The sequence below is a fragment of the Ardenticatenales bacterium genome, from assembly GCA_020634515.1.
Classification (GTDB): domain Bacteria; phylum Chloroflexota; class Anaerolineae; order Promineifilales; family Promineifilaceae; genus JAGVTM01.
In genome coordinates, this window is record JACKBL010000008.1 from 102787 (window position 1) to 129670 (window position 26884).

Annotated in this window: 40 protein-coding genes; 1 reads left to right on the plus strand and 39 read right to left on the minus strand. The window is 57.0% G+C overall.

The features are described from left to right. Positions 1 to 26 precede the first annotated feature (26 nt). Positions 27 to 1403: a tRNA (N6-isopentenyl adenosine(37)-C2)-methylthiotransferase MiaB gene (miaB, locus tag H6650_19420; protein ID MCB8954179.1), complete on the minus strand. Its 1377-nt coding sequence runs from the start codon at positions 1401 to 1403 to the stop codon at positions 27 to 29. A gap of 697 nt (positions 1404 to 2100) precedes the next feature. Between miaB and H6650_19425 the strand changes: the two genes are divergently transcribed. After that, positions 2101 to 2637 carry a hypothetical protein gene (locus H6650_19425; GenBank protein ID MCB8954180.1) on the plus strand — a complete coding sequence of 179 codons (537 nt, stop codon included), beginning with the start codon at positions 2101 to 2103 and terminating at the stop codon, positions 2635 to 2637. 51 nt (positions 2638 to 2688) lie between these two features. Here the strand turns inward: H6650_19425 and H6650_19430 are convergent, their stop codons facing one another. From H6650_19430 to tuf, 38 genes are all read right to left on the minus strand, one after another. Continuing rightward, positions 2689 to 3498 (minus strand): class I SAM-dependent methyltransferase, encoded by an 810-nt coding sequence (locus H6650_19430; GenBank protein ID MCB8954181.1) that lies wholly within the window; start codon positions 3496 to 3498, stop codon positions 2689 to 2691. Between the two features lie 57 nt (positions 3499 to 3555). Continuing rightward, complete coding sequence (locus H6650_19435) at positions 3556 to 4905, minus strand: aspartate aminotransferase family protein (GenBank protein MCB8954182.1); 1350 nt, start codon at positions 4903 to 4905, stop codon at positions 3556 to 3558. Between the two features lie 131 nt (positions 4906 to 5036). Further along, positions 5037 to 5675, minus strand: a complete 639-nt coding sequence (locus H6650_19440; protein ID MCB8954183.1) for an SH3 domain-containing protein — start codon at positions 5673 to 5675, stop codon at positions 5037 to 5039. Next, positions 5672 to 7171 (minus strand): nucleoside triphosphate pyrophosphohydrolase, encoded by a 1500-nt coding sequence (mazG, locus tag H6650_19445; protein ID MCB8954184.1) that lies wholly within the window; start codon positions 7169 to 7171, stop codon positions 5672 to 5674. Before mazG ends, H6650_19440 begins: the two co-directional genes overlap by 4 nt. A 324-nt stretch (positions 7172 to 7495) precedes the next feature. After that, the gene (gene rpsI / locus H6650_19450) at positions 7496 to 7906 is read right to left on the minus strand and encodes a 30S ribosomal protein S9 (protein ID MCB8954185.1); all 411 of its coding nucleotides are present in this window, start codon (positions 7904 to 7906) and stop codon (positions 7496 to 7498) included. Positions 7907 to 7916: 10 nt separating this feature from the next. Next, positions 7917 to 8348, minus strand: coding sequence for a 50S ribosomal protein L13 (rplM, locus tag H6650_19455; GenBank protein MCB8954186.1), 432 nt, complete (start codon positions 8346 to 8348; stop codon positions 7917 to 7919). A 76-nt stretch (positions 8349 to 8424) separates the two neighbouring features. Then, positions 8425 to 9159 (minus strand): tRNA pseudouridine(38-40) synthase TruA, encoded by a 735-nt coding sequence (gene truA, locus H6650_19460; GenBank protein ID MCB8954187.1) that lies wholly within the window; start codon positions 9157 to 9159, stop codon positions 8425 to 8427. 41 nt (positions 9160 to 9200) lie between these two features. After that, a complete protein-coding gene (rplQ, locus tag H6650_19465; GenBank protein ID MCB8954188.1) occupies positions 9201 to 9614 on the minus strand; it encodes a 50S ribosomal protein L17 in 414 nt (137 codons plus the stop codon). Between the two features lie 63 nt (positions 9615 to 9677). Continuing rightward, positions 9678 to 10637, minus strand: coding sequence for a DNA-directed RNA polymerase subunit alpha (locus H6650_19470; protein MCB8954189.1), 960 nt, complete (start codon positions 10635 to 10637; stop codon positions 9678 to 9680). Positions 10638 to 10876: 239 nt separating this feature from the next. Beyond that, the gene (gene rpsD / locus H6650_19475) at positions 10877 to 11515 is read right to left on the minus strand and encodes a 30S ribosomal protein S4 (protein MCB8954190.1); all 639 of its coding nucleotides are present in this window, start codon (positions 11513 to 11515) and stop codon (positions 10877 to 10879) included. Between the two features lie 304 nt (positions 11516 to 11819). Next, on the minus strand, positions 11820 to 12215 hold the full coding sequence (gene rpsK / locus H6650_19480) for a 30S ribosomal protein S11 (protein MCB8954191.1): 396 nt from the start codon (positions 12213 to 12215) through the stop codon (positions 11820 to 11822). A 153-nt stretch (positions 12216 to 12368) separates the two neighbouring features. Further along, complete coding sequence (rpsM, locus tag H6650_19485) at positions 12369 to 12749, minus strand: 30S ribosomal protein S13 (GenBank protein ID MCB8954192.1); 381 nt, start codon at positions 12747 to 12749, stop codon at positions 12369 to 12371. A 54-nt stretch (positions 12750 to 12803) separates the two neighbouring features. After that, a complete protein-coding gene (gene rpmJ, locus H6650_19490; GenBank protein ID MCB8954193.1) occupies positions 12804 to 12917 on the minus strand; it encodes a 50S ribosomal protein L36 in 114 nt (37 codons plus the stop codon). A gap of 68 nt (positions 12918 to 12985) precedes the next feature. Further along, complete coding sequence (gene map / locus H6650_19495) at positions 12986 to 13753, minus strand: type I methionyl aminopeptidase (GenBank protein MCB8954194.1); 768 nt, start codon at positions 13751 to 13753, stop codon at positions 12986 to 12988. Next, positions 13750 to 14322 (minus strand): adenylate kinase, encoded by a 573-nt coding sequence (locus tag H6650_19500; GenBank protein ID MCB8954195.1) that lies wholly within the window; start codon positions 14320 to 14322, stop codon positions 13750 to 13752. The genes map and H6650_19500 overlap by 4 nt, the downstream gene beginning before the upstream one ends. Beyond that, positions 14322 to 15674, minus strand: a complete 1353-nt coding sequence (gene secY / locus H6650_19505; GenBank protein MCB8954196.1) for a preprotein translocase subunit SecY — start codon at positions 15672 to 15674, stop codon at positions 14322 to 14324. The genes H6650_19500 and secY overlap by 1 nt, the downstream gene beginning before the upstream one ends. Further along, a complete protein-coding gene (rplO, locus tag H6650_19510; GenBank protein ID MCB8954197.1) occupies positions 15671 to 16117 on the minus strand; it encodes a 50S ribosomal protein L15 in 447 nt (148 codons plus the stop codon). Before rplO ends, secY begins: the two co-directional genes overlap by 4 nt. Next, positions 16118 to 16303, minus strand: a complete 186-nt coding sequence (gene rpmD / locus H6650_19515) for a 50S ribosomal protein L30 (protein MCB8954198.1) — start codon at positions 16301 to 16303, stop codon at positions 16118 to 16120. It lies immediately after the preceding gene. Next, a complete protein-coding gene (rpsE, locus tag H6650_19520; protein ID MCB8954199.1) occupies positions 16303 to 16848 on the minus strand; it encodes a 30S ribosomal protein S5 in 546 nt (181 codons plus the stop codon). The genes rpmD and rpsE overlap by 1 nt, the downstream gene beginning before the upstream one ends. A gap of 249 nt (positions 16849 to 17097) precedes the next feature. Beyond that, on the minus strand, positions 17098 to 17460 hold the full coding sequence (locus H6650_19525) for a 50S ribosomal protein L18 (GenBank protein MCB8954200.1): 363 nt from the start codon (positions 17458 to 17460) through the stop codon (positions 17098 to 17100). A gap of 11 nt (positions 17461 to 17471) precedes the next feature. After that, positions 17472 to 18014 carry a 50S ribosomal protein L6 gene (rplF, locus tag H6650_19530; GenBank protein ID MCB8954201.1) on the minus strand — a complete coding sequence of 181 codons (543 nt, stop codon included), beginning with the start codon at positions 18012 to 18014 and terminating at the stop codon, positions 17472 to 17474. Positions 18015 to 18026: 12 nt separating this feature from the next. Continuing rightward, positions 18027 to 18434: a 30S ribosomal protein S8 gene (gene rpsH / locus H6650_19535; protein ID MCB8954202.1), complete on the minus strand. Its 408-nt coding sequence runs from the start codon at positions 18432 to 18434 to the stop codon at positions 18027 to 18029. A 13-nt stretch (positions 18435 to 18447) separates the two neighbouring features. Further along, on the minus strand, positions 18448 to 18630 hold the full coding sequence (locus H6650_19540; protein ID MCB8954203.1) for a type Z 30S ribosomal protein S14: 183 nt from the start codon (positions 18628 to 18630) through the stop codon (positions 18448 to 18450). Positions 18631 to 18680: 50 nt separating this feature from the next. Further along, entirely contained in the window at positions 18681 to 19223 is a 543-nt protein-coding gene (gene rplE / locus H6650_19545) for a 50S ribosomal protein L5 (GenBank protein ID MCB8954204.1), read from the minus strand. A gap of 76 nt (positions 19224 to 19299) precedes the next feature. Next, entirely contained in the window at positions 19300 to 19620 is a 321-nt protein-coding gene (gene rplX, locus H6650_19550) for a 50S ribosomal protein L24 (protein MCB8954205.1), read from the minus strand. A 12-nt stretch (positions 19621 to 19632) separates the two neighbouring features. Continuing rightward, positions 19633 to 20004 carry a 50S ribosomal protein L14 gene (rplN, locus tag H6650_19555; protein ID MCB8954206.1) on the minus strand — a complete coding sequence of 124 codons (372 nt, stop codon included), beginning with the start codon at positions 20002 to 20004 and terminating at the stop codon, positions 19633 to 19635. Positions 20005 to 20015: 11 nt separating this feature from the next. Further along, positions 20016 to 20267, minus strand: coding sequence for a 30S ribosomal protein S17 (gene rpsQ / locus H6650_19560; protein ID MCB8954207.1), 252 nt, complete (start codon positions 20265 to 20267; stop codon positions 20016 to 20018). A 5-nt stretch (positions 20268 to 20272) separates the two neighbouring features. Next, on the minus strand, positions 20273 to 20701 hold the full coding sequence (gene rpmC / locus H6650_19565; GenBank protein MCB8954208.1) for a 50S ribosomal protein L29: 429 nt from the start codon (positions 20699 to 20701) through the stop codon (positions 20273 to 20275). Then, positions 20701 to 21117 carry a 50S ribosomal protein L16 gene (rplP, locus tag H6650_19570; GenBank protein MCB8954209.1) on the minus strand — a complete coding sequence of 139 codons (417 nt, stop codon included), beginning with the start codon at positions 21115 to 21117 and terminating at the stop codon, positions 20701 to 20703. Before rplP ends, rpmC begins: the two co-directional genes overlap by 1 nt. A gap of 40 nt (positions 21118 to 21157) precedes the next feature. Continuing rightward, on the minus strand, positions 21158 to 21820 hold the full coding sequence (gene rpsC / locus H6650_19575) for a 30S ribosomal protein S3 (protein ID MCB8954210.1): 663 nt from the start codon (positions 21818 to 21820) through the stop codon (positions 21158 to 21160). A 12-nt stretch (positions 21821 to 21832) separates the two neighbouring features. Continuing rightward, positions 21833 to 22210, minus strand: coding sequence for a 50S ribosomal protein L22 (rplV, locus tag H6650_19580; protein MCB8954211.1), 378 nt, complete (start codon positions 22208 to 22210; stop codon positions 21833 to 21835). A 2-nt stretch (positions 22211 to 22212) separates the two neighbouring features. Then, a complete protein-coding gene (gene rpsS / locus H6650_19585) occupies positions 22213 to 22494 on the minus strand; it encodes a 30S ribosomal protein S19 (GenBank protein MCB8954212.1) in 282 nt (93 codons plus the stop codon). An 11-nt stretch (positions 22495 to 22505) separates the two neighbouring features. After that, on the minus strand, positions 22506 to 23345 hold the full coding sequence (rplB, locus tag H6650_19590) for a 50S ribosomal protein L2 (protein MCB8954213.1): 840 nt from the start codon (positions 23343 to 23345) through the stop codon (positions 22506 to 22508). 80 nt (positions 23346 to 23425) lie between these two features. Further along, positions 23426 to 23719 (minus strand): 50S ribosomal protein L23, encoded by a 294-nt coding sequence (gene rplW / locus H6650_19595; protein MCB8954214.1) that lies wholly within the window; start codon positions 23717 to 23719, stop codon positions 23426 to 23428. 3 nt (positions 23720 to 23722) lie between these two features. Then, positions 23723 to 24388 (minus strand): 50S ribosomal protein L4, encoded by a 666-nt coding sequence (gene rplD, locus H6650_19600; GenBank protein MCB8954215.1) that lies wholly within the window; start codon positions 24386 to 24388, stop codon positions 23723 to 23725. Positions 24389 to 24401: 13 nt separating this feature from the next. Then, positions 24402 to 25070, minus strand: a complete 669-nt coding sequence (gene rplC / locus H6650_19605) for a 50S ribosomal protein L3 (protein MCB8954216.1) — start codon at positions 25068 to 25070, stop codon at positions 24402 to 24404. 172 nt (positions 25071 to 25242) lie between these two features. Further along, positions 25243 to 25551 carry a 30S ribosomal protein S10 gene (rpsJ, locus tag H6650_19610; GenBank protein ID MCB8954217.1) on the minus strand — a complete coding sequence of 103 codons (309 nt, stop codon included), beginning with the start codon at positions 25549 to 25551 and terminating at the stop codon, positions 25243 to 25245. Positions 25552 to 25618: 67 nt separating this feature from the next. After that, positions 25619 to 26821 (minus strand): elongation factor Tu, encoded by a 1203-nt coding sequence (gene tuf / locus H6650_19615; protein ID MCB8954218.1) that lies wholly within the window; start codon positions 26819 to 26821, stop codon positions 25619 to 25621. Positions 26822 to 26884: the final 63 nt, after the last annotated feature.

The following is a 26884-nucleotide window of genomic DNA, read 5'->3' on the forward strand; positions in this document are numbered from 1 at the left end:
ATTGCGCTTCCGCGAAGGTCGCAAATCTACAACATGCGCAGCGGCACGCCGTTTAACGGCAGCATGCCTGGCACGAGGCGATCCGCGCGCTCGCCGGACATGCTATACGGGCCGGCCCACGTCACGCGCACGGACACTAATTGCCCGCGCAAATCCTGTTCGTCGTCAAAGAAAACCAGTTTATTCTGCGGATTACGGCCCCGCCAGCGTCCTTTGTGCCGCTCTTCCACCAGGACTTCCACAGTTTCGCCCAGGTAGACCTTCATTTTTTCCTGCGACACCTCACGTTGCAGCACTTCCAGGCGGTGGAAGCGGTCCCGCTTGGCCTCGTCGGGCACATCGTCTACCATGCGCCGCGCGCTCACCGTCCCTTCGCGGGGACTGTAGCGGGCCAGATGGATTTTGTCTAACCGCAGGTCCGCCAGCAAATCGTAAGTGCGCTGAAACTGCGCTTCCGTTTCGCCGGGGAAGCCGACGATAATGTCCCCGTGAATGGCGACATCGGGTACAATGTCCCGAATCTTGTGTACCAGGTCGCGGTACTGTTGTGCGGTATAGCCCCGCTTCATGCTGGCCAGCACGTCGTCGTCCCCGGCTTGCACGGGCACTTCAATCTGGGGCATCACTTTGGGCAGCGCCGCCACGGCGTGCAGCAGTTTGTCCGTCATCCAATTGGGGTGGCTGGTGAGGAAGCGAATCCGCTCCAGGCCCTCCACATCGCTGACCACGCGCAGCAGGTCCGCCAGGTCTGGCCCATCGGGCACATCCTTGCCATAACGGTCCACTATCTGGCCCAGCAGCACCACTTCCTTTACCCCCTGGCGCACCAGCGATCGTACTTCGGCCACGATTTCGCCAACGGGTCGGCTGCGCTCCACGCCGCGACGATACGGGATGATGCAGAAAGTGCAGGCGTGGGAGCAGCCATACACGACGGAAACGGGTGCAGACACGAGCGCTTCCCGCTGCTCTAGCGGCAAAATTACTTCGCCATCTTGCCAGGCGTGCTGGCGGGCGGTGGCCTCTTGCTCGATGGAGATGGCGTCGGTCTGGTGCAGATGAGAAATCAGCGGTGAACCGTCCGAGTGCGGCGGCATGAATACGTCCACGACGGGGAAGCGTTGCCGCAAAATGTCATTCCCCTTGACGCCTACCAGGCAGCCCATGACGGCAATGGTCAGGTCGGGGTTGTCGCGCTTCATGGGGGTGAGGGCGTGCAGCTTGTTGTACGCTTTGTCTTCTGACTGCTGCCGCACGACGCACGTCTCCAGGACGATCACGTCTGCTTCTTCGGCGCGTTCGGTGGATTGATAACCGTTCCGCTCCAGCGCTGAGGCAACCTGTCGCGCATCCGCATAATTCATCTGACAGCCAGTTATCCAGAAATGGTATTTTTTACTCATATTGCTCAATGATCTGGGGCGTGCAGCCAACAAACGGGGAATAGGGAAGGGAGCCAATGGTCGCTTGCTGTCTGCATCGCCAAATGGGAAACGAATGGCGTCCTGCGTTAATCGGTCATGCGCGCATTGCCTTACAATTGACTCTAATGCCTTTTGTATCTATTCAGCCTAGAGACCTTCCCGGAAGCTCAATGTCAAGCCAAAACGCCTCATCATTCAGATCATTTGGCATCAAAACAGCTTCCGGGAAGGTGGTCGTGAATAGTCACTGCCTTTTTTCATAAGTTGCAATGATACCATAAATCAGCTCTGTTTGTGCAGCCATTTGCCATGACACGGCGTATCGACGAGGTTTCTGGGGAGAGGTCGTGACCGGCATGACGGCTCAGGGGAAGCGATAATCTGGTTGACCCCTGTTGGTTTTGTCAATATACTGTTGGTAATCTGGTATCAAGGGAACCCCCTTCAGCCCTCCCCTTAGGCGCAAAAACTAAAGAAGACAACAGAGTCTCTTCCTTGCCACTTCTTCAAACTGGCGATGCGATTCATATCTCGTTTCATCGCCAGTCAAGTGCCTGAGAGGACTTGATGCGCCGCGGCGCACCACCATCAATGAGGACATCTTCCCGGAAGCTGTTACCCAGGGCTATCATCTACGAATGAGCTTCCGGGAAGATTATTTTCGCAGGAGGTAGTGATGAAATGCGCGAAAGGGTTGTTCCTACTGATGTTGGCGCTTGTGGCCTGCCAGACGACCTTGCCGCCTGATGACAAGACGCCGCCGATTGTTGGATTGGAAGTCTATGTTAATGGAGAACGGGTTGAACTGGGGGCTGACTTGACTTATGCGGTTGCGTTGGGGGACGAAATCCAACTGCTTGCATTGGGACAGGATGAACAGGGTCTGCGCTGTACGCACATCTGGGGCGGCGGCGGCCCGACCTATTGCGGGAAGCCAGATAGCAATCTGAGTTGTACATTGGAATACAGCCTTGCGGGGGAACCGCCCTGTGGGTCGGATGCAAAGCCAGGCGATGCCGTGCCTACCACGTTGGCGGATACGCGGGAAATCACGATTGATTCATCGGAATGCACGCATTCCTGTGGCACGGACAGTTTCCTGGTGAGCAAAAAATGGTGCTATTGGGCTTTTGCCCGAAATTACGGTCATGGTGCCGACGAGGAAACGTACGCGAGAACGGCGCAGTTCTGTTATGAGTACGATGCCGATTGACGCGGATAACGGTCCGGCTTGCTGATTCGTTACCGGTTGTGTGGACAAAGCCTATGGTGACTGGCGGGATTTTGTGCCGGCAATGACCACTTCCCAGAGAAGAAAGTCAAGCTGCTCGCCTGTGAATTGGGGTTGGAGGAAGGCGGCGGCGGCGGCGGGGGCCTGCGTGAAGAGAACCCGCAGGCGGGTGAGGTCGTCGCCCCGCACGTTCATGCGTGCGGCCCAGTCGTCAAAGACGATGCGTTTGCTCAGGGTTTCGTGCTGGATGGGGGAGAGGCCGGCGTCGTAAAAGAGGTCGAGCCATTCGTCCAGGCTGAGGCAGCGGTTGTGGCTGGGGTCGCGGAATTTTTCGATGGCGTTGACGTAAATGCCGGCATCTCGTTCCCTCTCCCCCTTCTTTCCCCGCAAACGACTCCCCGGCACGATATTATCCACCACCGCCAGCCGTCCCCCCGGCCGCAACACCCTCGCTGACTCCCGCACAAACCCCGCCACATCCGCGAAATGATGTGGCGCAATGCGGCACGTCACCAGATCAAAACTGGCATCGGGGAATGGAAGATGAGCCGCCTCCAACTGCGCCGTTGTCACATTGGCCGCGCCCCGCTCCCTCGCCAGCTTTGCCGTCACGGCCAGCATTTGTGGTGTCAAATCGGCGGCGCAGACATGGTCTACCAGCGGGGCAAATGCCAGTGCCGTATGTCCGGCTCCCGTGGCAACATCCAATGCCCGCCAGTGTGGCTGTGGCCCCACCATCTCCACCAGGCGGCTGAGGCTCTTACCTTGTGCGTGAACCTTGCTGGTGGCGTATTTCTCCGCATTGTCGCCGAATTGTCGTTGGATGCTGTCTGTTGTGTCCATGGTCATTACCGGGCGGAGGGGTCCAACCTAACGATTGGACCCCTCCGCGTTTGTTTGTCAGGCCACGGCAAATGCCGGCAACCCCAGTTCCACCTGAATCGCCTCCGCCAGAATCCCCACCATCTCCTCTATCTGGTCTGGCGTGATCGTCAGCGGCGGACCCAGCATGATCAAATCGCCATCCCGACCGTCGGCGCATCCTTGCGAATAGTAGACAATCAGGCCCGCGTCGAAAGCGCGCTGCCAGATTTTCCATGCCACGCCCTTTCTGGCCGGGAACGGCGTCTTACTCTCCCGATCCTGCACTATTTCAATTGCCCAGAAAAGCCCCTTGCCACGGATGTCACCCACGTGAGGATGGTGCGCCAGCGCCTGCCACAGCTTAAAGCCCAGCAGGTCGCCCATGGAAGCGGCATTCTCCACCAGTTTCTCTTGCTGGATGATGTGCAGCGTCGCCAGCGCCGCGGCCGCTCCCACCGCGTGATGGCTGAATGTGCCGCCATGGTTGAAATCACCCAGCGTCTGGTGAATCTGCTCTACATCTGTCCCTTTCGCGGCGATAAATCCAAACGGGAAGTAGCCACCCGCCGTGCCCTTCGACGTGACCAGGATGTCGGGTTGCACATTCCAATGCTGCAATCCCCACCATTTGCCCGTTCGTCCCATGCCTACCAGCACGTCATCCGAGATGAGCAAGACGCCGTAATGGTCGCAGATGTCGCGGATACGCGGCCAATAATCGTCCGGCGGCGTGGCGGCTCCCAGGCTGGCCCCACTGATTGGCTCGGCAATAAACGCAGCCACATTCTCTGGGCCATAAGCCAGGATCGATTCCTCCAGGCGGCTGGCGAGTTCCTCGCCCGTGGCCGGGAAACGGTAAGGATACGGATGGCGAATATGGGGCATATTTTGCAGCAAACCCAGATAAGGGGTGCGCATCCCTGGCCGACCACTGACGCTGAGCGCCCCCAGCGTCATACCGTGGTAGCTGAGAGAACGGCAGATGACGAGGTAGCGCCCGTTTTCCCCGCGGGCCATTTGAATCTGGCGCGCCAGTTTCAAGGCCCCTTCGACCACTTCGGAACCGCTGCTGAGATAGAAGAAGCGGGGGTCCGGTAAGGGAATGACCTGAGCCAATTCGCGCGAGTACTGCTCAAGCGGCTCGCTGGTGAACATGATGGCGTGGATGTAGGCGGCGGCCATGGCCTGCTGCTGCATGGCCGCGACGATTTCCGCCCGCCCATGCCCAACGTTGGCGACGAGCGGCCCCCCTGAGCCGTCAATATACCGTTTACCCGTGGTATCGTAGAGATAGATGCCTTCTCCATGGGAGATCATGGGGCGGCGATGTGACATTTTCCGATAGAAGACGTTACCGTCAGGATGCCCAAAAAGCGTTTGTGCCATGATGATTGGCCTCCAGGAAGGGTGAAAAGGGAACGGCGACGCATTTGAGAAATGCGCCGCCTATTGACAACCCTGGCGGACCGGGACGTGGATAGCAAAAGGCCCGCCAGAGAGACGCTACTTGAGGGCTGTTACTGTTGGTAGATAATAAAATCGACGGCGACCCATCCTTCGTTGCCCAATGGGGTGCGGACTTGTTGCCATTCCAGATCGTTTTCCGTTTGCCGTCCGGGAAGCAGGATGAGTTCCGTACCGTCGGGGATCAACTCGATTTCTTGCGTGCCGCCCGGTCGTTCGCGCAAGTAGAGGCCGTTGGGGCTGTTGACGAGTGCCGTTGGCGGCCTGGGGGTTTCGGTAGGCGTGGGGGATGGAGAAGGGGTTTGCGTGGGGATGTCGGGGGGTGTTGTTGGGCTGGGGAGGGGGGTGTTAGTCGTCGCGGCGTGGGTCCCGGTCGGCGTCGGGACGGCAGTGGCTGTGCGGGTGGCCGCGACCGTCACGGAGATGGTGGGAGTCATCGTTGGCGAGAGGGCGTTTGCCTGCTCTGTTCGCACGCTCAGGCCAAATACGGCCCAGACAATGAGTGACAACAGCAGAAAGGCTGCGCCACGCACCAGGTCTACTTGCATGTCGTGGCGCAATTCTTGGCGCCCCACGCTGTATGCGGCGTTGGCGGCCCGCCCTCGTCGTCCCACGGCCCGCAAGATGAGGGCGAGAGCTGCCAGGAGGCAGACAAGCGCCAGGGCTAGCAAAACTCCACTTACAATTGTCACGCTTTTTCCTCCGATGCTTCATAGGCCGCGGCCAGAGTGGCTTTGGCCTCCTCCCACAACTGGTTTAGCGTGTCCAGACTTGCCGTTGCCAGGTCTAATGCCTGGCGATTCGCGGCTGCTTCCATCTGGCGAAAGCGACGGCTGAAGCGAAGGTTTGCTTCACGCAGGGCTGTTTCCGCATCTAGCTTCATCCAATTTGCCAGGTTCGCGGTCACGAACAAAATATCTCCCAATTCTTGCTCTTGTTCGCGGCGCGTGGAAGCGGTCATCAGCTCCTGTTTTTCTTCGTCCAGTTTGGCAAAGACGCCGTCGATATGCGGCCAATCAAAGCCGATTTTTCTTACACGTGCCTGTATTTTCTGCGATTGGGCTAAAGATGGCAAGGTGGGAGGAATGTTGTCCAGAAGTGAGGCGGTTTGGGTGGTGCGGTGTGCTTTTTCTTCCGCTTTTAGTGCTTCCCAGTTGCGGATGACGTCACCGGCGTCGTTGACGTGCCAATCTCCCCAGACATGGGGGTGGCGACGTTTGAGCTTGGACTCGATGCCGGCAATGACCTCCCCCAACGTAAACGAACCATCCTCGCTGGCAATCTGCGCCTGGATGACAATGTGGAAGAGCAGGTCGCCAAGTTCTTCGCGTAGCAACTCGGCGTCGTCCAGGTCCAGCGCCTCCAACACCTCCGCCATTTCCTCGATGAACCCGGGGCGCAGGCTCTGGGCTGTTTGCTCCTGGTCCCAGGGGCAACCATCGGGGCTGCGCAGAATGGCTACCGTTTCCGCCAGGGCTGCCAGGCTGCTGGCGCGGGGCAGGGGAGGGAGGAAAAGGGAAGTCAGGTGGTTGATGTGAGGGCTGCGGTCAATTTCATACAGGGGCAACCACTCTACGCGCTCCGCGGAAATGCCGGCAGCATGTACCAGAGCCACGCGATGTTCGTCAGGATAGATCGCGTTTAATGCCAGTTTGAGATTATTCGCCAGCAGCGGACTGTAAACCTGCGCCAGCAGGGCGGGCGCATCTGGGTTGAGCGGCGGGAAGAGCCTATCGGCCACTTCAATGGCATCCCCCAATTGCAGCCCGTCCAGCCCGTCCAGGTGCAAGGCCGTGAGCGTTGGCTCAATGAAGCTCAGGCCTGCGATGATGGTCACGGGAATATCGGCTGCTTCCGCCGCGGCGCGGATGTGTGCGACGCTGGCCTCGCCCACCGCCGGATGACCGGGGACAGCGTAGCAAACCGGTCCGGTGGCTGCCTGGCGCATGATCTCCGCCGTAATCTGGCGATAAACATCGCTGAAGTCGTCCGCCGCCTCGTAGATGTTGTCGAAACTCGTGCGTGGAACCGGAGGCAGGTCCGCTACCGCCGGATGGCGCGCCGTACGCAGGAAGATATGGTCCGCTGTTGCCAGTGCCTCCCATGCCTGTCGTGTCAGGAATTCACCACCGCCAGGGCCGAGTCCGACAATTGTGATGCCCTCACGTTCAATCCGTGCTATCTGCATCCCCTTGCTTCCTTTATTTGTCTGGCTCTCCGGCTGCCTGTATCCCGGCGGTTGTCGCCCGGATAGAAAGCAAAAAAGGCGAGCCTATGCGCCTCGCCTGTTTCATTTTCTTGCATATCGCTGGCTAACCGGCTGGTCACTGCCCTACGGCGGGTGCGGCGCACTTTTATTACGCCGCACGCCTGCCCAGGCTTCGCGCAGCTTTTCGTTGGTGGTTGCCCCCAAAACGCGCGGCCATTGACGACCCGTTATCGCGGAATGGGAGCTTCGGAAGGCAACGCCGCAAAGCGGCGATGCAATAACGTACCTTGTCCAACTTCAGCTTTAACGCTTGGTGTAGGTCGGTGCCTTGCGCGCGCGCTTCAGACCAGGCTTCTTCCGTTCCTTGATGCGTGGGTCGCGCGTCAGGTGGCCTTCGGCACGTAACTGTGGGCGCATTTCTTCGTCATATTTGACGAGTGCGCGGGCCAGACCCAGGCGCACGGCGCTGGTTTGTCCTGTTATGCCGCCGCCCTGAACCAGCACGCTCACGTCCATTTGCCCTTGCATGGAGGTATCCGTCAGCGGCCCAACCAGAGTTTCGTAGTCGCCAAAGCGGGGGAAGTAATCCTTCACATCTTTGCCGTTGACGACAAATGCGCCTGTGCCTTCAGGATAGACGCGCACGCGCGCCGATGAACGCTTGCGGCGGCCAATGCCTTCGTAGTATTGTTTTCCTTCGAAACCTTCAAACATCTAGTTCCTCCTAGAACTCCAGCGGCTGCGGGTTCTGGGCAGCGTGCGGATGGTTGGGACCTGCATAGACCTTCATTTTGCGCAGCATCTGGCGGCCCAGGACATTTTTGGGCAGCATCCCCTTTACCGCCGCGGTGATAACGCGCGTGGGGAATCTCTGCAACTGGTCACGCAATGAAATCTCACTCAAGCCACCCGGATAACCGGAGTAGCGATAATAGCGTTTCTGCTCCAGTCGCCGACCCGTGACGCGAATCTTTTCGGCGTTGACGACGATCACGTAGTCGCCGCAATCAACCGAGGGGCTGAAAATCGGTTTGTGTTTCCCGCGCAAAATGGTGGCGATACGGGTTGCCAGACGACCGAGGGTCTGGCCTTCGGCATCGACGACGTACCACTGTCGTTCTACTTCCGCGGGCTTGGTTACAAATGTCTTGTTCATTTGTGTTCTCCACCATTACCAAAAGATTAAGTCCATGAGATTGTCAAGCACCGTACACCCGACCCCCTGGCTTGGTTCAGTAGGTAACTGAAACCAGGAAAAGTCCATTGGGCGGGGCGACAGTGGTAATGTATTTGCGGTCGCGCCCGTGCAGTGCCGTGGCAAACGTATCCTCTGTCCATGCGCCCACGCCGACTAGCTTCAAGGAGCCAACCAGGCTGCGGACCATGCGATAGAGAAAGGCGTTTGCCTCAATTGTGAATGTGAGCAGATCGGTTTCTTGTTGCCAGTGAGCCTGGAAGAGTTCGCGCACCGTGTTTGTGCCCTGTGGGGGCAGACCGAATGTAGCGAAGTCATGTGAACCGAGCAAGATGGCGGCGGCAGCGTTCATGCGAGACACATCGAGCGGTTGGCTGACGTGCCAACTGTAGCGATGGTGAATGGGGCTGCGCACGGGATGATTGAATATCTGGTAGCGATAGGCGCGGCGGCGGGCGTCGAAACGAGGATGGAAGTCGGGGGGGGTGATTTCGACTTGTTTGACGACGATATCTGCCGGCAAATTCACGTTCAACGCGCGCCGCAAAGCCTCTTCACCATGTCGCCAGGCCAGGTCAAAACTGATCACCTGGCCCAATGCGTGGACGCCGCTGTCTGTTCGTCCCGCGCCCGTGATCGTCACAGGCGCGTCTGCCAATGCTGAGAGCGCATCTTCCAGCGTGCTCTGAATGGTTACCTGGCCTACTCGTTGGCGTTGGAAGCCAAAATAGTGTGTACCGTCGTACGCAATCAGAGCGCGAAACCGTTGCATTTCCACTTGTAAGGTACGGGCAAAGCGAAGCGATAAGACGCTTATTCTTCAACCAACATCAGGGCAGCCATGTCGGCGTTGTCGCCAGGGCGTTTGCCAATTTTGACCAGGCGTGTGTATCCACCGGGACGGTCCAGATAGCGCGGGGCTACTTCGTTGAACAGCTTCTGCACGACGTCGATGTCTTCGTAGTAACCTTCTTCATCTTCGTAGGTGCGGAAGCGGGCCAGGCGGGAAGCTGCCAGACGCCGCGCGTGTACTTCGCTGGCTGGATTCTCTTTTCCGGCAATCACGCCACGTTTTGCCAGCGTGATCATTTTTTCGGCGAGAGGGCGCAGCATACGCGCCTTGGCTTCTGTCGTGATCACTTTTTCGTAACAAATCAAGTCGGCGACCATGTTTCGGCGCAGCGCTTTGCGCTGTTTTGTGTTCCGGCCTAGCCGACGACCATGCACTTTGTGTCGCATTGTTTACCTCTTCAAAACAGAATTCTTTGGAGCATGTGCCCGACGGATGAGTCAATCCACATCAGCGGGGGTGTCAGACGGGGACAGGAAGCCTTTCGCCTGCAATTGCTGCTCCAGTTCGTCGAGCGATTTCTCACCGAAGTTACGAATGGCCAGCATGGTTTCCGGGCCGCGTTCCAGCATTTCCAACAATTCGCCGACTTTGGTGATACCGGTCCGCTTCAGGGAGTTGAAAACGCGCACACTGAGGTCCAGTTGTTCGATGGGCGTGTCGTAAATTTCGTTGGGTATGCTTTCTTCTTCTTCTTCTTCCTCTTCAGGAATGAGGGTGTCTTCGCTAATGCCGGCAAACGGGCGAATCTGTTGAATTAAAATTTGCGCCGCCTGTGCCAGTGCATCTTCAGGCTTGAGTGTGCCATCCGTCCAAACCTTGATCGTCAGGCGGTCGTAGTCCGCGGCTTGCCCATGGCGGGTTTTCTCCACGTCATAGGTGACACGTACCACCGGGCTGAATAGGGCATCTACCGGAAGTTCGCCAATCGGCAGGCGTAGGCGGTCTTCCGCGGGCGAGTAGCCACGCCCCGTTTCCACGGTCATCTCCACTTCCAGGAATGCTTCATCGGAGTCCACCGTGAACAGGTAGAGGTCCGGGTTGATGACCTCCACGTCCGCGGGTGCGTGCAGATCGGCGGCTGTGACCGTGCCCGCGCCGCGTACTTCCAGGCGCAGGCGGGCGGAATCCACACCGTGCAATTTCAGCCGTAGCTGCTTGACGTTCAGGATGAGGTGCATCATGTCTTCACGGACATGGGGAATTGCGGAGAACTCGTGCGGCACATCGTTGACGCGAATGGACGTCACCGCCGCTCCTGGCAGGGAAGCCAGCAGCACACGTCGCAGGGCGTTGCCCAGCGTCGTGCCATAGCCGCGCTCTAGCGGACCAACGACGAATTGGCCGAATTTGGCCGACATCGCGGTGCTTTCGATCTTGGGTAGAATCAGGTTACTGATAGCCAAAGTAAACCTCTCTTTTTCTTAGGGTTCGCTCGGAACAAACTTGCGTGTTTCCGTGGCGAAGGAACCCTGCAAGCGCATCCGTTAGTCCCCAACGAAGGAGCGGATGCGCCCTTATGTGTGTCAATGCCACAACAACGCCGCGCGGTTGGTGTGCTGTTTTGCGGACTGCCGGTGCAGGCAAGAAAGCCTGACGCGCGGCTGACGCGCATTTCCGCGACAGCGTCGACGAGCCTTTAGCGAGAGTAGTATTCAACGATCAGCTGTTCGTTGAGGGAGACGTCAATATCTTCCCGCGTAGGCAGGTTCAAGACTTTGGCGGACAAATCAGTGCCGTCCAGGCTTAGCCAGCGCGGCACGCGACGATCGTCGATTTCCTCGCGGCGAGCGCGGAAATAGGCGCGGCGGTTACTTTCGGGCCGAATGGAGATTTTGTCACCCGCTTTGACCATCGCCGAGGGGATGGTGGTTTTGCGATCGTTTAGCATAATGTGTCCGTGCGCTACCAATTGACGCGCTTGTGCGCGCGAGTCTGCCAGACCCAGGCGATAGACCACATTGTCGAGACGGCTTTCCAGCATGATGAGCAAGTTCGTGCCTGTGAGGCCAGAACCTTGCGTGGCTTTATTGAAGTAATTGTGGAATTGTCGCTCGAAGACACCGTAAATGCGGCGGGCCTTCTGCTTCTCACGAAGCTGGAGCAGGTAGTCGGACGCGCGACCACGGCGGAATTGATTTTCGCGGCCATGCTGCCCGGGGGGATAGCCACGGCGCTCAAAAGAGCATTTGGGGGTCATGCAGCGGGACCCCTTGAGGAAGAGCTTTTCGCCTTCGCGGCGACAAAGCTTGCATACGGGACCAGTATATCTAGCCAACTTTACCTCCGAGTCTGGTCTCTGGGGAGATTTTTGCCCCAGAGAGGTCGTTTTAGAGAGGTTTACGGGCTTGGCGACCCTTCTTCCCTCTCCTGATTCATGAATCTGTTATGATGATGGCAGCCGGTGATTTACGCGGCAAAAGCCAGCTTGTGCTGTTTTGTGTACAGCGCATACTGGCGTTTTAGTTTTTGCCGTTGGTGATTTGCCCGGTCTGTCGCTAAACCTGTTTACGTGCGCGAGATGTTGGTTAATGCCGGCACATGGCCAGTTTGCTTACGGCTCTACCGTTGTGTCCGCGGAATCAGACGCGCCGCTTCTTCGGGGGCCGGCAGCCGTTGTGTGGCACGGGTGTCACGTCGTAGATGGCGCGCACGCGCAGGCCGGAGCTTTGCAACGCACGAATGGCGGATTCGCGCCCGGGGCCAGGCCCGTTGACGATGATGTCGACTTCTTGCATACCATTGTCGCGTGCCAGGCGGGCAGCGTTCTGGCTGGCGAGACGGGCGGCGTAGGGGGTGCTTTTACGCGAGCCTTTGAAGCCGGAATTGCCGGCACTGGACCAGCAAATCGCATTCCCCTGCATGTCCGTGATAGTGATAATCGTATTGTTAAACGTCGCGCGCACGTGGGCCTGCCCCTGCGCGACCATGCGCTTGACCTTTTTCCGTGCGGCTTGTGCTTGTCGTCTACGTCCCATTTTTACTCCTGCAAAAGATGACCGGGCGGGTGGTGCGGTCCTTGTGCTTGCCTACCACCCGGCAACCGCGTCACAAAAACACCAGGCGCAACGCCCTCGTGATGGCTGGATACGCCAGGATAGGTGCGTCACATCCGTGCGGCGGATAAGCGATTACTTGCCCTTGCGGCGGCCACGTCCGGCCACGGTCTTCTTCGGACCTTTGCGCGTGCGGGCATTTGTTTTGGTGCGCTGCCCATGCGCGGGCAGGTGGCGGCGGTGGCGCAGGCCACGGTAGCAGCCGATTTCCGTCAGGCGCTTGATGTTCATGTGGACATCGCGGCGCAGGTCGCCTTCTACGATGTGGTCGCTGGCGATGACCTGGCGCAGACGGGTAATTTCTGCTTCGGACAGATCCTTGACCCGGGTGTCCGGGTTGATCTCCGTCTGGGCCAGAATGCTCTGGCTGGTCTTTTTGCCAATGCCGTAGATGTAGGTCAGGCTAATTTCTACCCGCTTGTTGTTGGGGATGTCAATGCCGGCAATACGAGCCATATGTTCCTCTCAAAATCTCCAGTGCAGAATAAGGCAACCGCAGCGCGCCGCCTTCTATCCCTGACGTTGTTTGTGATTCGGGTTGACGCAAATAACGCGCACGACGCCCTTGCGCTTGACAACTTTGCATTTAGGACAACGCCGCTTGACTGATGCTGATACTTTCATTGTCACCTACTCCTGATGCGGCTGCCTGAGGTGAACGTTGGTTGGCAAACCGCGCCAAACGCTCCTTTTTACGGAAGCGTCAGTATTTCCGGGCCATTATCCGTAATGGCAATCGTATGTTCAAAATGAGCCGTAAGTTTGCCATCTTTTGCGGCAACTGTCCACTGATCAGGCATGACGATTACATCTTTCTTGCCTTGCAGCACCATTGGCTCAATGGCAAACGTCATCCGCGGGCGCAGCCTCACGCCTCGCCCCGCCTTGCCATAGTTCGGTACATGTGGTTCCTCGTGCATGGAGCGGCCAACACCGTGCCCGCCATAGCCGCGTACCACGTTGTACCCATGACTTTCGACGTGGTCCTGAATGGCCGCGGAGATGTCGCCAATGCGATTCCCGGCCACTGCCTGCGCGATGCCTAATTGCAGCGCCTGTTCCGTTACGGTCAGCAGCATTTCGACTTCCGCGCTTACCGAACCTACCCCGATGCTGAAGGCGGAATCGCCAATGTATCCCTTGAACAACGTCCCACAATCGATACTTACCAGGTCCCCTTCGCGGATGATGCGTTTGCTGCTGGGGATGGCGTGTACCAGTTCTTCGTTAATGCAGGTGTTGAGCGCGCCCGGGTAGGGAGGGAGTTTTCCACCAAAGGAATATCCTTTGAAGATGGGTGTGGCTCCGTGCTTCTCCAGCACGCGCTCGGCAATGTCGTTAAGGTACAGGGTGGTGACGCCAGGATGAATGGCCTCGCGCACCGCTTCCAGCACATGGGCGTTGATGCGTCCGGCCTCGCGCATCGTTTTGAGTTCCGATTGCGACTTCAGGATGATCATGCTGCTTCTTTGATGACTTTCGCCAGGTCTTGGAAAACGGCGTCAATGGGCTGTTCTCCATTGACTTCTACCAAAAGCCCGCGTTCCTTGTAGAAATCGAGCAGCGGTTGCGTTTGTTCCTGATAGACGCGCATACGGGTGCGGATGGTCTCTTCATTGTCGTCCGCGCGCCCTTCGATTTCCGCTCGTTTGAGCAGGCGCCGCACCAACACGTCTTGATCGACGTTGATGTAGGGGACGACGTTGATGTTTGCGTTCATTTCGGCCAGTAATCCGGCCAGTGCTTCTGCTTGTGCGCGCGTGCGCGGGAAACCGTCCAGGATGGCGCCGCCCTGGCAATCAGGACGGGAGAGGCGGTCTTTGACCATGCCCACGGTCACTTCATCGGGAACGAGTTTGCCGGCATCCATGTAAGACTTTGCCAGCATGCCCAGTTGGGTTTCATTCCTCAAGTTTTCGCGGAACAGATCACCCGTCGCCACTTGTGGTAAACCCAGTGCTTCTTGTAACTTCTTCGCCTGGGTTCCTTTGCCGGCGCCCGGTGCGCCCATTAACACCACGAACTTCATTACTTTATGAATCCTTCGTAATGACGCATGAGCAGTTGTGCTTCCAGTTGTCGCATGGTGTCGATAACGACGCCGACGACGATGATCAGCCCCGCGCCATTCACTACGAGGACGCTTTGTTCCAGACCCTGGATGTTGAGAATGCCGGCAACCAGTTCCATAATACCCGGCATCACCGCCACGATACCCAGGAACAACGCGCCCACCAACGTGATGCGTCGCACCACGGACATAATGTAATCGGCCGTCTTCTTACCCGGACGAATACCGGGGATAAAGCCGCCCTGTCGCTGCAAGGTCGTCGGTAGCTTCTGCTGTTGTACCATCACGTCCGTGTAGAAGAAAGTGAAGCCCACGACCAACAGGAAATAGAGTGTCCAATAGACAAAGCCCGTATTTTGCCCAAACGTGTTGGCAATACCCGTTGCGACCTTGCTGATGAACCCTTCATTGGAAGCCGTGATGAAGAATTGCGCCATCAACGCGGGGAAGGCGATCAACGACTGCGCGAAGATGATCGGGATCATGCCCGCCGTATTCACCTTGAGCGGCACGTGCGTACTCTGTCCCTGATAAATCTTGCGCCCGCGCACCCGCCGTCCATATTGCACGGGAATGCGCCGCTGCCCTTCCTGAATAACCACGATGACGAGAATGGTGGCTACGGTGATCACCACAAAGGCGATAATCGTAAAGATGCGCGCCACCTGTTCGGGAATGGTGAATAGCTGCGCCAGATTTGCGGGAATGCGCGAGACAATGCCGCCAAAGATGATCAACGAAACGCCTTGCCCGATACCATTTTCCGTGATCAACTCGCCGAGCCAGATGGCAAACATCGTGCCCGCCGTCATCGCCACCAGCGTGGTCAGGGTGGGCAGGATGTTGCTGGCCGGGCTAAAGCCGAAATGGGGCATGATCTGCTCCAGACCGCCAATGCTGAAGCCGATCAGACGAATCTGACCTACAGCTTGCAAGAGTCCCAGCGGAATGGTCATGTAATAGGTGATTTTGTTTATCCGGTTACGCCCCGATTCCCCTTCGGAAGCCATTTCTTCCAACTGGGGAACAATCGGCTGCAACAACTGGATGATAATGGAGGCGGTGATGTAGGGATAAACCCCCAGGGCCATGACGGAGAAGTTGCGTACCGCGCCGCCGGAAAGCAGGTTGAGAACCTCGATCAGGCTATTGCTCGTTTGCTGGGTACGAAACGCCTCCCAGGCAATCAAATCAACGCCCGGTACGGGGATGTTGGATACCAGACGGTAAATCACCAGCATGGCCACGGTGTATAGAATACGCCGGCGCAGGTCTGGCAAAGCAAAGGCATTGCGTACGGACTCAATCATGAGATCACCTCAGCGGTTCCACCCGCGGCCTCGATCTTTTCCCGGGCTGATTTGGAAAAACGGTGCGCTTTGATGTGTAAAGCAACGCTGATTTCCCCGTCACCGAGGATGACGACGGGATCAGTTGGCTTCTTGACGAGACCAACCGCGGACATAATGTAGGGGTCAAGATGAGTGCCGGCATCCAGTTCCGACAAATCGCGCAAATTAACCGGTGTATACTCTACCTTGCGAATGTTTGTAAAGCCCCGCTTGTACGGCAGACGACGGGCCAGCGGAAGCTGACCACCCTCAAAATAGACGCCTTTCACGCCGCCGCTGCGGGCATTTTGACCTTTGGTACCACGGCCGGCTGTCTTGCCTTGACCCGCCGAAATACCACGACCCACTCGCTTACGCTTTTTCCTGGAACCAGGATCCGGACGCAGATCGTGCAGTTTCATTTACTTCACCTCTTCCACCGTCAGCAAATGGCTGACCTTGTTAATCATACCACGGATAACAGGAGTATCCTCCCGCACCACGGTCTGATGCAGGCGGCGCAATCCCAGCGCCTTAATTGTTGCTTTTTGACTCTTTTCGTAGCCAATCGCACTTTTGCTGTAGGTAATTTGCAGCTTTGCCATGATCAACCCCGCCATTGCTTGCGCGCCCAGAACGGGGTCACTTCCAGGATGTTTTCCTTGCCTCGTTCCGCGGCTTCCTGTTGTACGTTCTTCAACTGGTGCAGGCCGTCCAACGTCGCCAGAATGACGTTCAACACATTCGCGCTGCCCAACGATTTGGACAAAATGTTTTTATAGCCTGCCGCTTCAACTACCGCGCGTACGCCGCCGCCAGCGATAACGCCCGTGCCGGGGGCGGCCGGTTTCAACAGCACCTTGGCCGCGCCATGCCGCCCGATCACCTCATGCGGGATCGTCGTGCCCACCATCGACACCTTAGTCATGGATTTGCGGGCCGTATCCAGGGCTTTGCGGATAGCGTCAGGGACGGAACGGGCCTTGCCCATGCCAAAGCCGACGTTGCCTTTGTTGTCGCCAACGACGACGACGACCCGGAACGAGAAACGGCGGCCACCCTTAATGACTTTGGCCACACGCTTAATGTCAATGATTCGCTCGTCGAATTCATCTCGTTCCTGGTCACGAAATGATTGTCTTCTCTGACCCATGCTTCTCTCCTGAAGGATCGCTCTCGCGTTAATGATGCCGCCTGAGCGACACGCCCGCGAGCATTAGGGCGCTTCCGTATGCGCGATTGGCATTGACGGAGGCGCTGAAAGGGTTCTTGCTTGTCGGATAGTCCAAAGTCAATTTTGCACGAACCCTTCGGGCGCATCCGTTTACGAGTTTGGCATTGACGGAGGCGCTGAAAGGGTTCTTCCTTGTCGGATAGTCCAAAGTCAATTTTGCACGAACCCTTAGAATTGAAGGCCGCCCTCACGAGCGCCATCAGCCAGGGCCTTGATACGCCCATGATAAAGGTATCCACCACGGTCAAACACAACCTGGTTGATTCCTTGCTCTTTGGCGCGTTCAGCTACGGCCTTGCCGACCAGCGTGGCCTGTTCCTTCTTCGTCTTTCCCGCCATCTGCGCAACCAGTTTCTTGTCCACAGTGGACGCGGCCGCTAACGTATGTCCTGCTTCATCGTCGATCACCTGAGCATAAATATGATCGAGACTACGGAATACATTCAGGCGGGGACGCGTCGCCGTTCCCGAAAGCTTCATGCGAATGCGGCGCTGACGACGTTTACGCGCTTCTCTGGATTTAATAGACATCGTCTCTACCTCTAAACTTTACCAGCTTTACCAGCCTTGCGGCGAATAGTCTCATCAGCGTAGCGAATTCCTTTGCCTTTGTATGGCTCCGGGGGACGCTGTTTGCGGATATTGGCGCAGATTTCACCCAATACCTGTTTGTCGTTGGCCGTTACCACAATGCTCTTGCCGCGGTTTTCCACCTCGAACTTCAGGTCATGTGGCGGAACCACGGTAACAGGATGGGAATAACCTACGAAGAGTACGAGGTCCTGCCCCTGCATTTCCGCGCGGTAGCCGACACCTTCGATCTCCAGGCGTTTCTTGAAGCCTTCACTGACGCCAACAACCATGTTGTTCAGGAGGGCGCGCGTCAGGCCGTGTAGGGCGCGATGCTCTCGTGTATCACTAGGACGACTCACGCGCAAGATGCCGGCATCCGCCTCAACAATCATATCCGGGTGCAGTTGCTGTGACAGTTTGCCCCTGGGGCCGGTCACTGTCACAAAAGACCCGTCAATTTCCACTTTTACACCTGCCGGAACAGGGACAGGCATTTTTCCTATTCGGGACATGCCATACCTCTTCTACCAAATCTTGCACAGGACTTCACCACCGACGCCCAGACGGCGGGCTTTACTGTCGGTCATGACACCCCGTGAGGTTGTCAATACGGCGATTCCCATGCCATTCAGCACCCAGGGAATCTCGGTTTTTCCTACATACACGCGGCGACCTGGCTTGCTCACACGTTCCAGGCCAGTAATAACCGAGTGGCGTGTACGCCGGTCACCGATGTACTTCAACTGCACCCGCAAAACCGATTGTGGTTGCTCGGGCAATACGATGAAGTCATCAATGTAACCTTCTTCCTTCAAAACGGACGCCAGCGCCTCTTTGATTCTGGAATGGGGCATGCTAACGGATTTATGTTCCCGTTCTACTGCATTTCTTATACGCGTGAGCATATCAGCAATTGGATCACTCATTGACATGATGCACCTACCTCTACCAACTTGCCTTCACAACGCCCGGAATGTTCCCCTTCAGGGCTTCTTCACGGAAGCAGATGCGACACAATCCAAAACGACGCATGTAGCCACGTGGCCGACCACACAACTTGCAGCGATTCCGCACCCGAACCTTGTATTTACGCTTGGTTTCCCGCGCAATCATGGATTTCTTGGCCATATCTTTGTCCTTATCTCTCAGTCACAACGGATGGTGTCTATCAAACTGGCCTAATCACGCTTGAAGGGCATGCCCAACAGTGCCAGCAAACGTCGTCCCTCATCATCCGTCTTTGCGGTCGTTACAATGCTCACTTCCATTCCGCGCACCTTGTCGATAGAGTCATAACGAATCTCCGGGAAGATGAGCTGCTCGCGCAAACCCAGCGTGTAATTCCCACGACCATCAAACGAGTAGGGGGAAACGCCCTGGAAATCGCGCGTGCGGGGCAGCGCCACGTGGATAAGCCTGGTGAGGAAGCTCCACATACGGTCGCCGCGCAACGTCACCTTGACCCCAATGGTGCGGCCCTCGCGCAGCTTAAAGCCGGCAATAGAGCGACGAGCTTTGGTGACGACGGGTTTTTGTCCCGTAATTGTCGTGATGTCGCGCACGGCAAACTCCAACGCCTTAGGGTTGTCCAGTGCTTCACCCAGGCCAACGTTAACCACGACCTTTTCGATGCGCGGCGCTTGCATAACGCTTTTGTACTTGAATTCCTTCATCAGAGCCGGCACAACGCTTTCTTTGTACTGCTCTGTTAATGCTGTAATAGCCATTCTATCCTCCAGGCTGAGTAGCAGACAGGTCTTGCCAGATGGTTGCCTGTCTGGCACAGCGCCAGTGATGTCACTCTAATGATTGACCGCTTTTCTTGGAATAGCGTACCCGTCGTCCATCTTCGTCGCGGCGCAATCCAATGCGCGTCAGTTGGCCCGTGGTGGGGCAAACGAGCATCACGTTTGAAGCATCAATAGGCGCTTCAAACTCGATAATGCCGCCGGGCGCGGGACGCCCACCTGTCTGGCGGGGTTTCTGGTGCTTCTTAACGACATTGACACCAGAGACGACAACGCGATTCTGTTCTGGAATAACGCGCAAAACGGTGCCACGAATGCCTTTGAAGTTGCCGGCAATTACCTCTACCTGATCATTTACTTTGAGACGCATAGCCTTACTCTCCTACAGCACTTCTGGCGCCAGCGATAGAATACGGCTAAAGCCTTTTTCTCGCAGTTCGCGCGCCACAGGGCCGAAAATACGTGTCCCTACCGGTGTGCGGCCATCCGTTCCCAGGATAACAACGGCGTTATCGTCAAAACGAATATAACTGCCATCGGAGCGGCGATACTCTTTGTTGGTGCGCACAATGACGGCGCGCACCACACTGCTCTTCTTCACCGTTCCATTCGGCGTTGCCTTCTTCACCGTAGCTACGACAATGTCGCCCACGTGTCCATAAATGCGCTTGGAACCACCCAAAACACGGATCACGGAGACTTCGCGCGCTCCTGAATTATCCGCTACCTTTAAGAGACTTTCTTGTTGAATCATGGTGTTGTCTCCTATTGGGCGCGATCCAGGATAGCCATGACTGTCCAACGCTTGTCGCGGCTGATCGGTTTAGATTCGATAATCTGCACGCGATCACCGATTTGGCATTCATTCTTTTCGTCGTGCGCCTTATATTTCTTTACCAGCCGAACCACCTTACCGTACAGAGGATGGCGCTTAGTCGTCGCCACGGCCACGACTACGGTCTTGTCCATCTTGTCGCTGGTTACGACTCCGATTAAACGTTTGCGTTGATCTCTCATCTTCTCTACCCTGCAATCTCGTACTGCGTCACCCGGCGCGGCTGCCGCCCTTCCTGACGCTTCTGGCGCGGGAAGTTGTGCTTCTGGTTCAGATTGACCTGGGCTGTCGCCATGCTGGCATCATTATTGTCCGTGAATGTCACCAACCAGGTACTCAGCTCATAGTCATAGTGCGCACTGGCCTGCCACTCTTTGCCGGCCAACACAGCTGCAATCTCAGGTTCTTGCGCCGCCAGGGCAACAGCCTGATGACGGGCATTGAGAACGGTCTCCAGGCGAGCGATCTCCTGGCGCACCTTCTTCAGGCGAGAATAATCTTCCAGGCGGCCCGTAGCCCGCTGAAAACGCAAATTGAACATTTCTTCACGAGCGTTTTCCAACATCTCTTCCAGTTTGATGTTGCTCATGTCTCGTAATTCCACAATGCTAGCCATTAGATTCCCTCTTCTCGTGCAATGACCTGCGTTTTGATGGGCAGTTTGTACCCGGCCAAGCGCAGAGCCTCACGGGCGATGTCGTCCGGCACGCCGGAAATCTCGAACAAAATACGGCCAGGCTTTACCACGGCAACCCAATGGTCTACGGAGCCTTTGCCCTTGCCCATGCGCGTTTCGGCTGGTTTTGCCGTCACGGGTTTGTCGGGAAAGACGCGAATCCAATACTTACCACGACGGCGCATCTGGCGGACGATGGTACGGCGAATTGCCTCGATCTGGCGGCTGGTTATCCACCCGGGGGCCATCGCCTGCAATCCAAAATCGCCGTGCAACAGTTCCGTGCCACCTTTCGCCATGCCGCGCATCCGCCCACGAAACTGTTTGCGATACTTGACGCGTTTTGGCATTAACATGATGAATTCTCCAAATATCTCGAACGCCGCTGTTTTTAGCCTAGCTGCTGACGTAGACGTCCGTGGTTTCTTTCTGCGGCAGGACTTCGCCTTTGTAGATCCACACTTTAATGCCAATGCGGCCAAAGGTGGTTAAGGCTTCCGCGAAGCCGTAATCAATGTTGGCGCGCAATGTGTTGCGCGGCACCTGCCCGTCCCACACTTTTTCTTTACGGGCCATTTCCGCGCCGGAGAGACGGCCACCTGCTTCGATGCGCACGCCTTGCGCGCCCTGGCGCATAGCCTGGGTCACGGCCCGTTTCATGGCGCGACTGTGGGAGATGCGCCGTTCAAGCTGGCCGGCGATGTTCTCGGCTACCAGTCGGGCATCGAGGTCGGGTTGGGTGATTTCCTCTACTTCCAACTTGACGGCTTTGTTGGTCAAGTCTTTCAGTTTATTGCGCAGTTCCTTAACGGTTGCGCCTTTCCGCCCAATAACAATACCTGGCTTGGCCGTCCAGATGACGACTTGAACTTGATTCGGAAAACGTTCGATTTCGATATTGGAAATGCCGGCCTGAGCCAATTCCTGGCGCACCAACGCACGAATAGCGAAGTCCTCGTGCAGCAAATCGCGGTAGCGTTCGCCCTCGGCATACCAGCGGGTATTCCAGTCGCGAATAATCTTCAAACGAAATCCGATTGGATGTACTTTACGCCCCAAGGTTAGTCCTCCTTACTCTAGATATTCCGTCGCTTCACGCTCGGCCAGGATAACGGTTATGTGCGAGGTTCGGCGCATGATCGGCTTAAACCGTCCGCGAGCGCCGAAGCGTCCACCATAGGGGCGCAAACGATTGCGCGGTCCTTCGTCAGCGTAAATGCGGCTGATGAACAGATCATCGGCTTCCAGGCCGAAGTTTTCTTCGGCATTGGCAATGGCTGATTGCACCAGTTTGAAGACTGGTTCAGCGGCTCGATTGGGCATGAAGCGCAGTATCTCTAGCGCTTCTTCCGCATCTTTTCCACGAACTGTATCAATGACCAGACGGACTTTCTGTGGCGAAATGCCAATGTGTCGGGCCACCGCTTTGACTTCGAATGCTTCTATCATCGTTATCTACGCCCTTTCTTTTCTGCTTTGCTGATGTGGCCGCGAAAGGTGCGGGTAGGGGCGAATTCACCCAGTTTGTGCCCCACCATGTTTTCGGTGATGTAGATGGGAATGTGACGGCGGCCATCATAGACGCCAATGGTGTGACCAACCATTTGCGGAAAGATGGTGCTGGACCGTGACCAGGTGCGGATGACCATTCTGCCACCGGTGGCGTTCAATCTTTCGATTTTTTTCAGCAGTTTGGGGTCGATAAATGGACCCTTCTTGAGTGATCTTGACATCGCTTGTTCTCCTAACGGCGCTTCTTGCTACGGCGACGAAAAATGAACTTGTCGGTGGATTTGTTGCTGCGGGTCCGTGTGCCCTGGGCGGGTTTGCCCCAGGGGGTTTTGGGGCCAGCCATACCAATGGGAGAGCGGCCTTCGCCACCACCATGTGGATGGTCTCGCGGCGACATGGCAGAGCCGCGCACGGTGGGGCGGATGCCCAGGTGACGTTTGCGACCTGCTTTGCCAAGTTTGACGTTGCCGTGTTCGACGTTGCCGACCTGGCCGATGGTTGCCAGGCAATCCTGGCGGATGTAGCGTTCTTCGCCGGAAGGAAGGCGGACGATGGCGTATTGCTCTCCTTCTTTGGCCAGGAGTTGGGCGGAAGTGCCGGCAGAACGAGCGATCTGACCACCGCGACCTGGTTGCAATTCGATGTTGTGTATCTGCGTACCCAGAGGGATGTTGCGGATGGGCATCGTGTTGCCGGGGCGAATTTCCGTGCGTTCGTCACTAAGAATCGTATCATCGACGCGCAGGCCAAGAGGGGCGACAACGTACCGTTTTTCGCCATCGGCGTAGACGACCAGCGCGATGCGGGCGGAACGATTGGGGTCATATTCGATAGAGGCGATACGCCCCGGAATGCCGAATTTGTCCCGCTTGAAATCAATGAAGCGATAGCGCCGTTTGTGCCCGCCGCCGCGATGCCGCACCGTGACCTTGCCACGGAAATTGCGACCACCCCGCTTGCGCAATCCTTTTGACAGGCTGCGCTCCGGCTGGCTGTGCGTGATTTCTTCAAATGTCTGGCCGCTCATTCCGCGGCGGCCAGGTGAAGTTGGTTTGAATACTTTGATTGGCATGTTTCCTCCAGAGATGGGCGCAGATTTCGCCGTTGGTGGGAACGAGACCCCACGGTGGGCGAAACCGTCATCCCTGCTTACTAAACACCTTCAAATACGTTGATTGTGTCACCGGGGGAGAGAGTGACGATGGCCTTTTTCCAGCCAGATTTGCGAATGGCCATACGGCGCAGGCGACGGGCGCGCTTTGCCGGCATATTCGCTATCCGCACTTTCTCCACGGTCACATTCGGGTAGGCCAGTTCCACGGCCATTTTGATTTGCACTTTGTTGGCCTGAGGATGCACCACAAACGTGTACTGGTTATAACGGTCAACCATAATCGTGCTTTTTTCCGTCACTACCGGGCGACGGATAATGTCTCGCCAATGCATCGCTTATTCCTCCTCTTCCAACATAGCGTAGGTGTAAGCGTCTTCCTGGCCGAGGAAGGATTCAATCGCATCTAGCGATTCCAGCGACAGGACGACTTTGCCGTATCCTAGCACGTCGCGTACGTTCAGGTACGTATCGCGCAGCAGCTTCACATCCGCCAGGTTGCGGGCGGAGAGGAGGATATTGTTGTCGCTGTCCGCCGGCATCAGCAGCAGTACGCTGTCATCTCCCACCAGTCGGGCCAAAGCCGCGGACATTTCCTTCGTCCGGGGTGTGTCCAGGTGCAGTCGATCCACGACGACCACATCTCCCGACTGGGCCTTCACGGTGAGCGCGGAGCGCAAGGCGGCGCGGCGCATTTTGCGCGGCATATCCTTGCTGTAGTCGCGGGGCAGGGGGCCGTGGGCCACGCCGCCGCCAACAAAAATGGGGGCGCGACGGCTGCCATGACGGGCGCGGCCCGTGCCTTTTTGCCGATACCACTTGGCCGTCGTGCGGTTCACCTCACCACGGGTCTTGGCTTTGTGTGTGCCCTGGCGGGCGTTTGCTAATTGTCGTACAAGCGCCTGGTGCATCAGGCCGCGGTTGACTTTGGCTTCAAAAATAACGGGCGAAAGCTCAACCTGGTCAACCTGCTCACCAGCCATGTTCATAACAGGAACTTCCATCACACTGTCTCCACTAGCTCTTCGCAGCTTCTCGAATGATAACCAGGCCGCCTTTGGCCCCGGGCACGGCGCCTCTGACCGCGATCAGATTCTTCTCCGGGTCAATGCGAACCACCTGTAAGTTCTGGGCCGTAGTGCGATCATTGCCCATGCGGCCTGCCATGCGCGTGCCCTTGAAGACGCGGCCCACATGAGAAGTGGAACCGATAGAACCGGGGGCGCGATGCCGGTCGGACTGGCCGTGGGTTTTGGGACCACCACGGAAACCGTGGCGTTTCACACCACCCTGGAAGCCTCGTCCTTTGCTCTTTCCAGTCACGTCAACGTGGCTGCCAATTTCAAATTGCTCAACGGTGAGGACCTGGCCGATTTGATAATCTTCGGCGGTTTTGGTACGGAACTCGCGCAGGATTTTGAGTGCCGGCATATTCCGGACATTCTTGCGCGGACGATTCTTCTTGCCCGCCTTCACACGACCCAGATGACCGAGTTGACCGCGCGTCAGCCGTTGGTCTTTTGTTTCCGCGAACCCAAGCTGAACCGCATTGTAGCCATCAGTCTTGATGGTCTTCACCTGCGTCACCGGACATGGTCCCGCCTGGATTATTGTCACCGGAACGGCATCGCCATTCGGTTCAATAATCTGGGTCATGCCCACTTTGAAACCAAGTAACCCTTTCATTACTTCCTCCACGGACTGTCAGCTCACCAGGCGAGAACTGCATCATCCGAATTGTGGCACGTCTTCGCGTCAAGAAAGCGGGTTGCGCTGACAACCTGGTTGGGCGAGTAGCTTTCTCGCTCCGGCCCCGGTAGGGCAGGTAGACGTGCGATGACAAAATGCCGGCAGTGGCTTAAATGGAAATCTCAATATCAACGCCTGCCGGCAAATTCAAACGCATCAACGTGTCAATCGTCTTAGAATCGGGATTGATCACATCGATCAATCGCTTGTGCGTGCGAATCTCGAAGTGCTCATGAGAGTCCTTGTCGATAAACGTACTGCGCCGCACCGTAAAACGCTCAATGCGCGTCGGCAGCGGCACCGGACCCAACACGCGCGCCCCTGTGCGTTCTGCTGTTCCCACAATGCGCTTGGCCGATTGGTCCAGAACGCGGTGATCGTAAGCCTTCAAGCGAATTCGTATTCTTTGAGCCATAATCGTCGCCTCAGTAAGAGAGGCGCCACGCCCGAAAATCCGCGCCGCGCCCCTCTTTTGTGCAAAGGAACTACTCCAAAATCTTCGTAATGACGCCGGCGCCCACGGTCACGCCGCCTTCACGGATAGCGAAACGACCACCCGCTTCCAACGCCACCGGCGTAATCAACTCCACCAGCATGTTCACGTTGTCGCCCGGCATCACCATTTCCACACCTTCGGGAAGCGTAATCGTACCCGTCACGTCCATCGTGCGGATGTAGAACTGCGGCCGATACCCGGGGAAGAACGCCTTGTGCCGTCCCCCTTCGTCCTTGCGCAGCACGTACACTTCCCCTTCAAACTTCTTGTGTGGCGTGATGCTCTTCGGCTTCGCCAGCACTTGACCGCGCTCCACCTCGTCACGTCCCACACCGCGCAGGAGCAAGCCAGCATTGTCGCCCGCTTCCACCTTGTCCAGCGTCTTGTGGAACATCTCCATCGAGGTCACAATCACCTTGCGGATGTCGTCGCGCAGCCCGACGATTTCTACTTCCTCGCCCGGCTTGAGCACGCCGCGCTCCGCGCGACCCGTGACCACCGTTCCCCGCCCCTTGATGGAGAACACGTCTTCCACCGGCATCAGGAACGGCTTTTCCACGTCTCGCTCTGGCTGCGGAATGTACTCATCCACCACGCGCATCAACTCCCAGATGCAGGCATACTCCGGCGCGTCCGGGTCTTTGCTCTCGCACTCCAGCGCATGGAGCGCGCTGCCGCGCACGATGGGGGTCTCGTCCCCAGGGAACTCGTAGATGTCCAGCAGTTCCCGCAGTTCCAATTCCACCAGTTCCAACAGCTCCTCGTCATCCATCATGTCGCATTTGTTCAGGAAGATGACCATGGCCGGCACTTCCACCTGCCGCGCCAACAGCACATGTTCCCGCGTCTGCGGCATTGGCCCGTCCGGCGCCGCCACCACCAGAATTGCGCCGTCCATCTGCGCCGCGCCCGTGATCATGTTCTTGATGTAGTCACGATGCCCCGGGCAGTCTACGTGCGCGTAGTGGCGATGCTCCGTCTCGTATTCGACATGGGCGATGGCGATGGTGATACCGCGCTCTTTTTCTTCTGGCGCGTTGTCAATCTGGTCGAAGGCGCGGAAATCCGCCCATCCCTTCAGGGACAGCGTCTTGGTGATGGCCGCGGTGAGCGTGGTCTTACCATGGTCAATGTGACCAATGGTGCCGATATTGACATGTGGTTTCTCACGTACAAATTTCTCTTTGCCCATTATTCAAAACCCTCTCTTTGATAATGCTTGCGTGCTTTAGATCCATTGGAATTACGGTCGGAC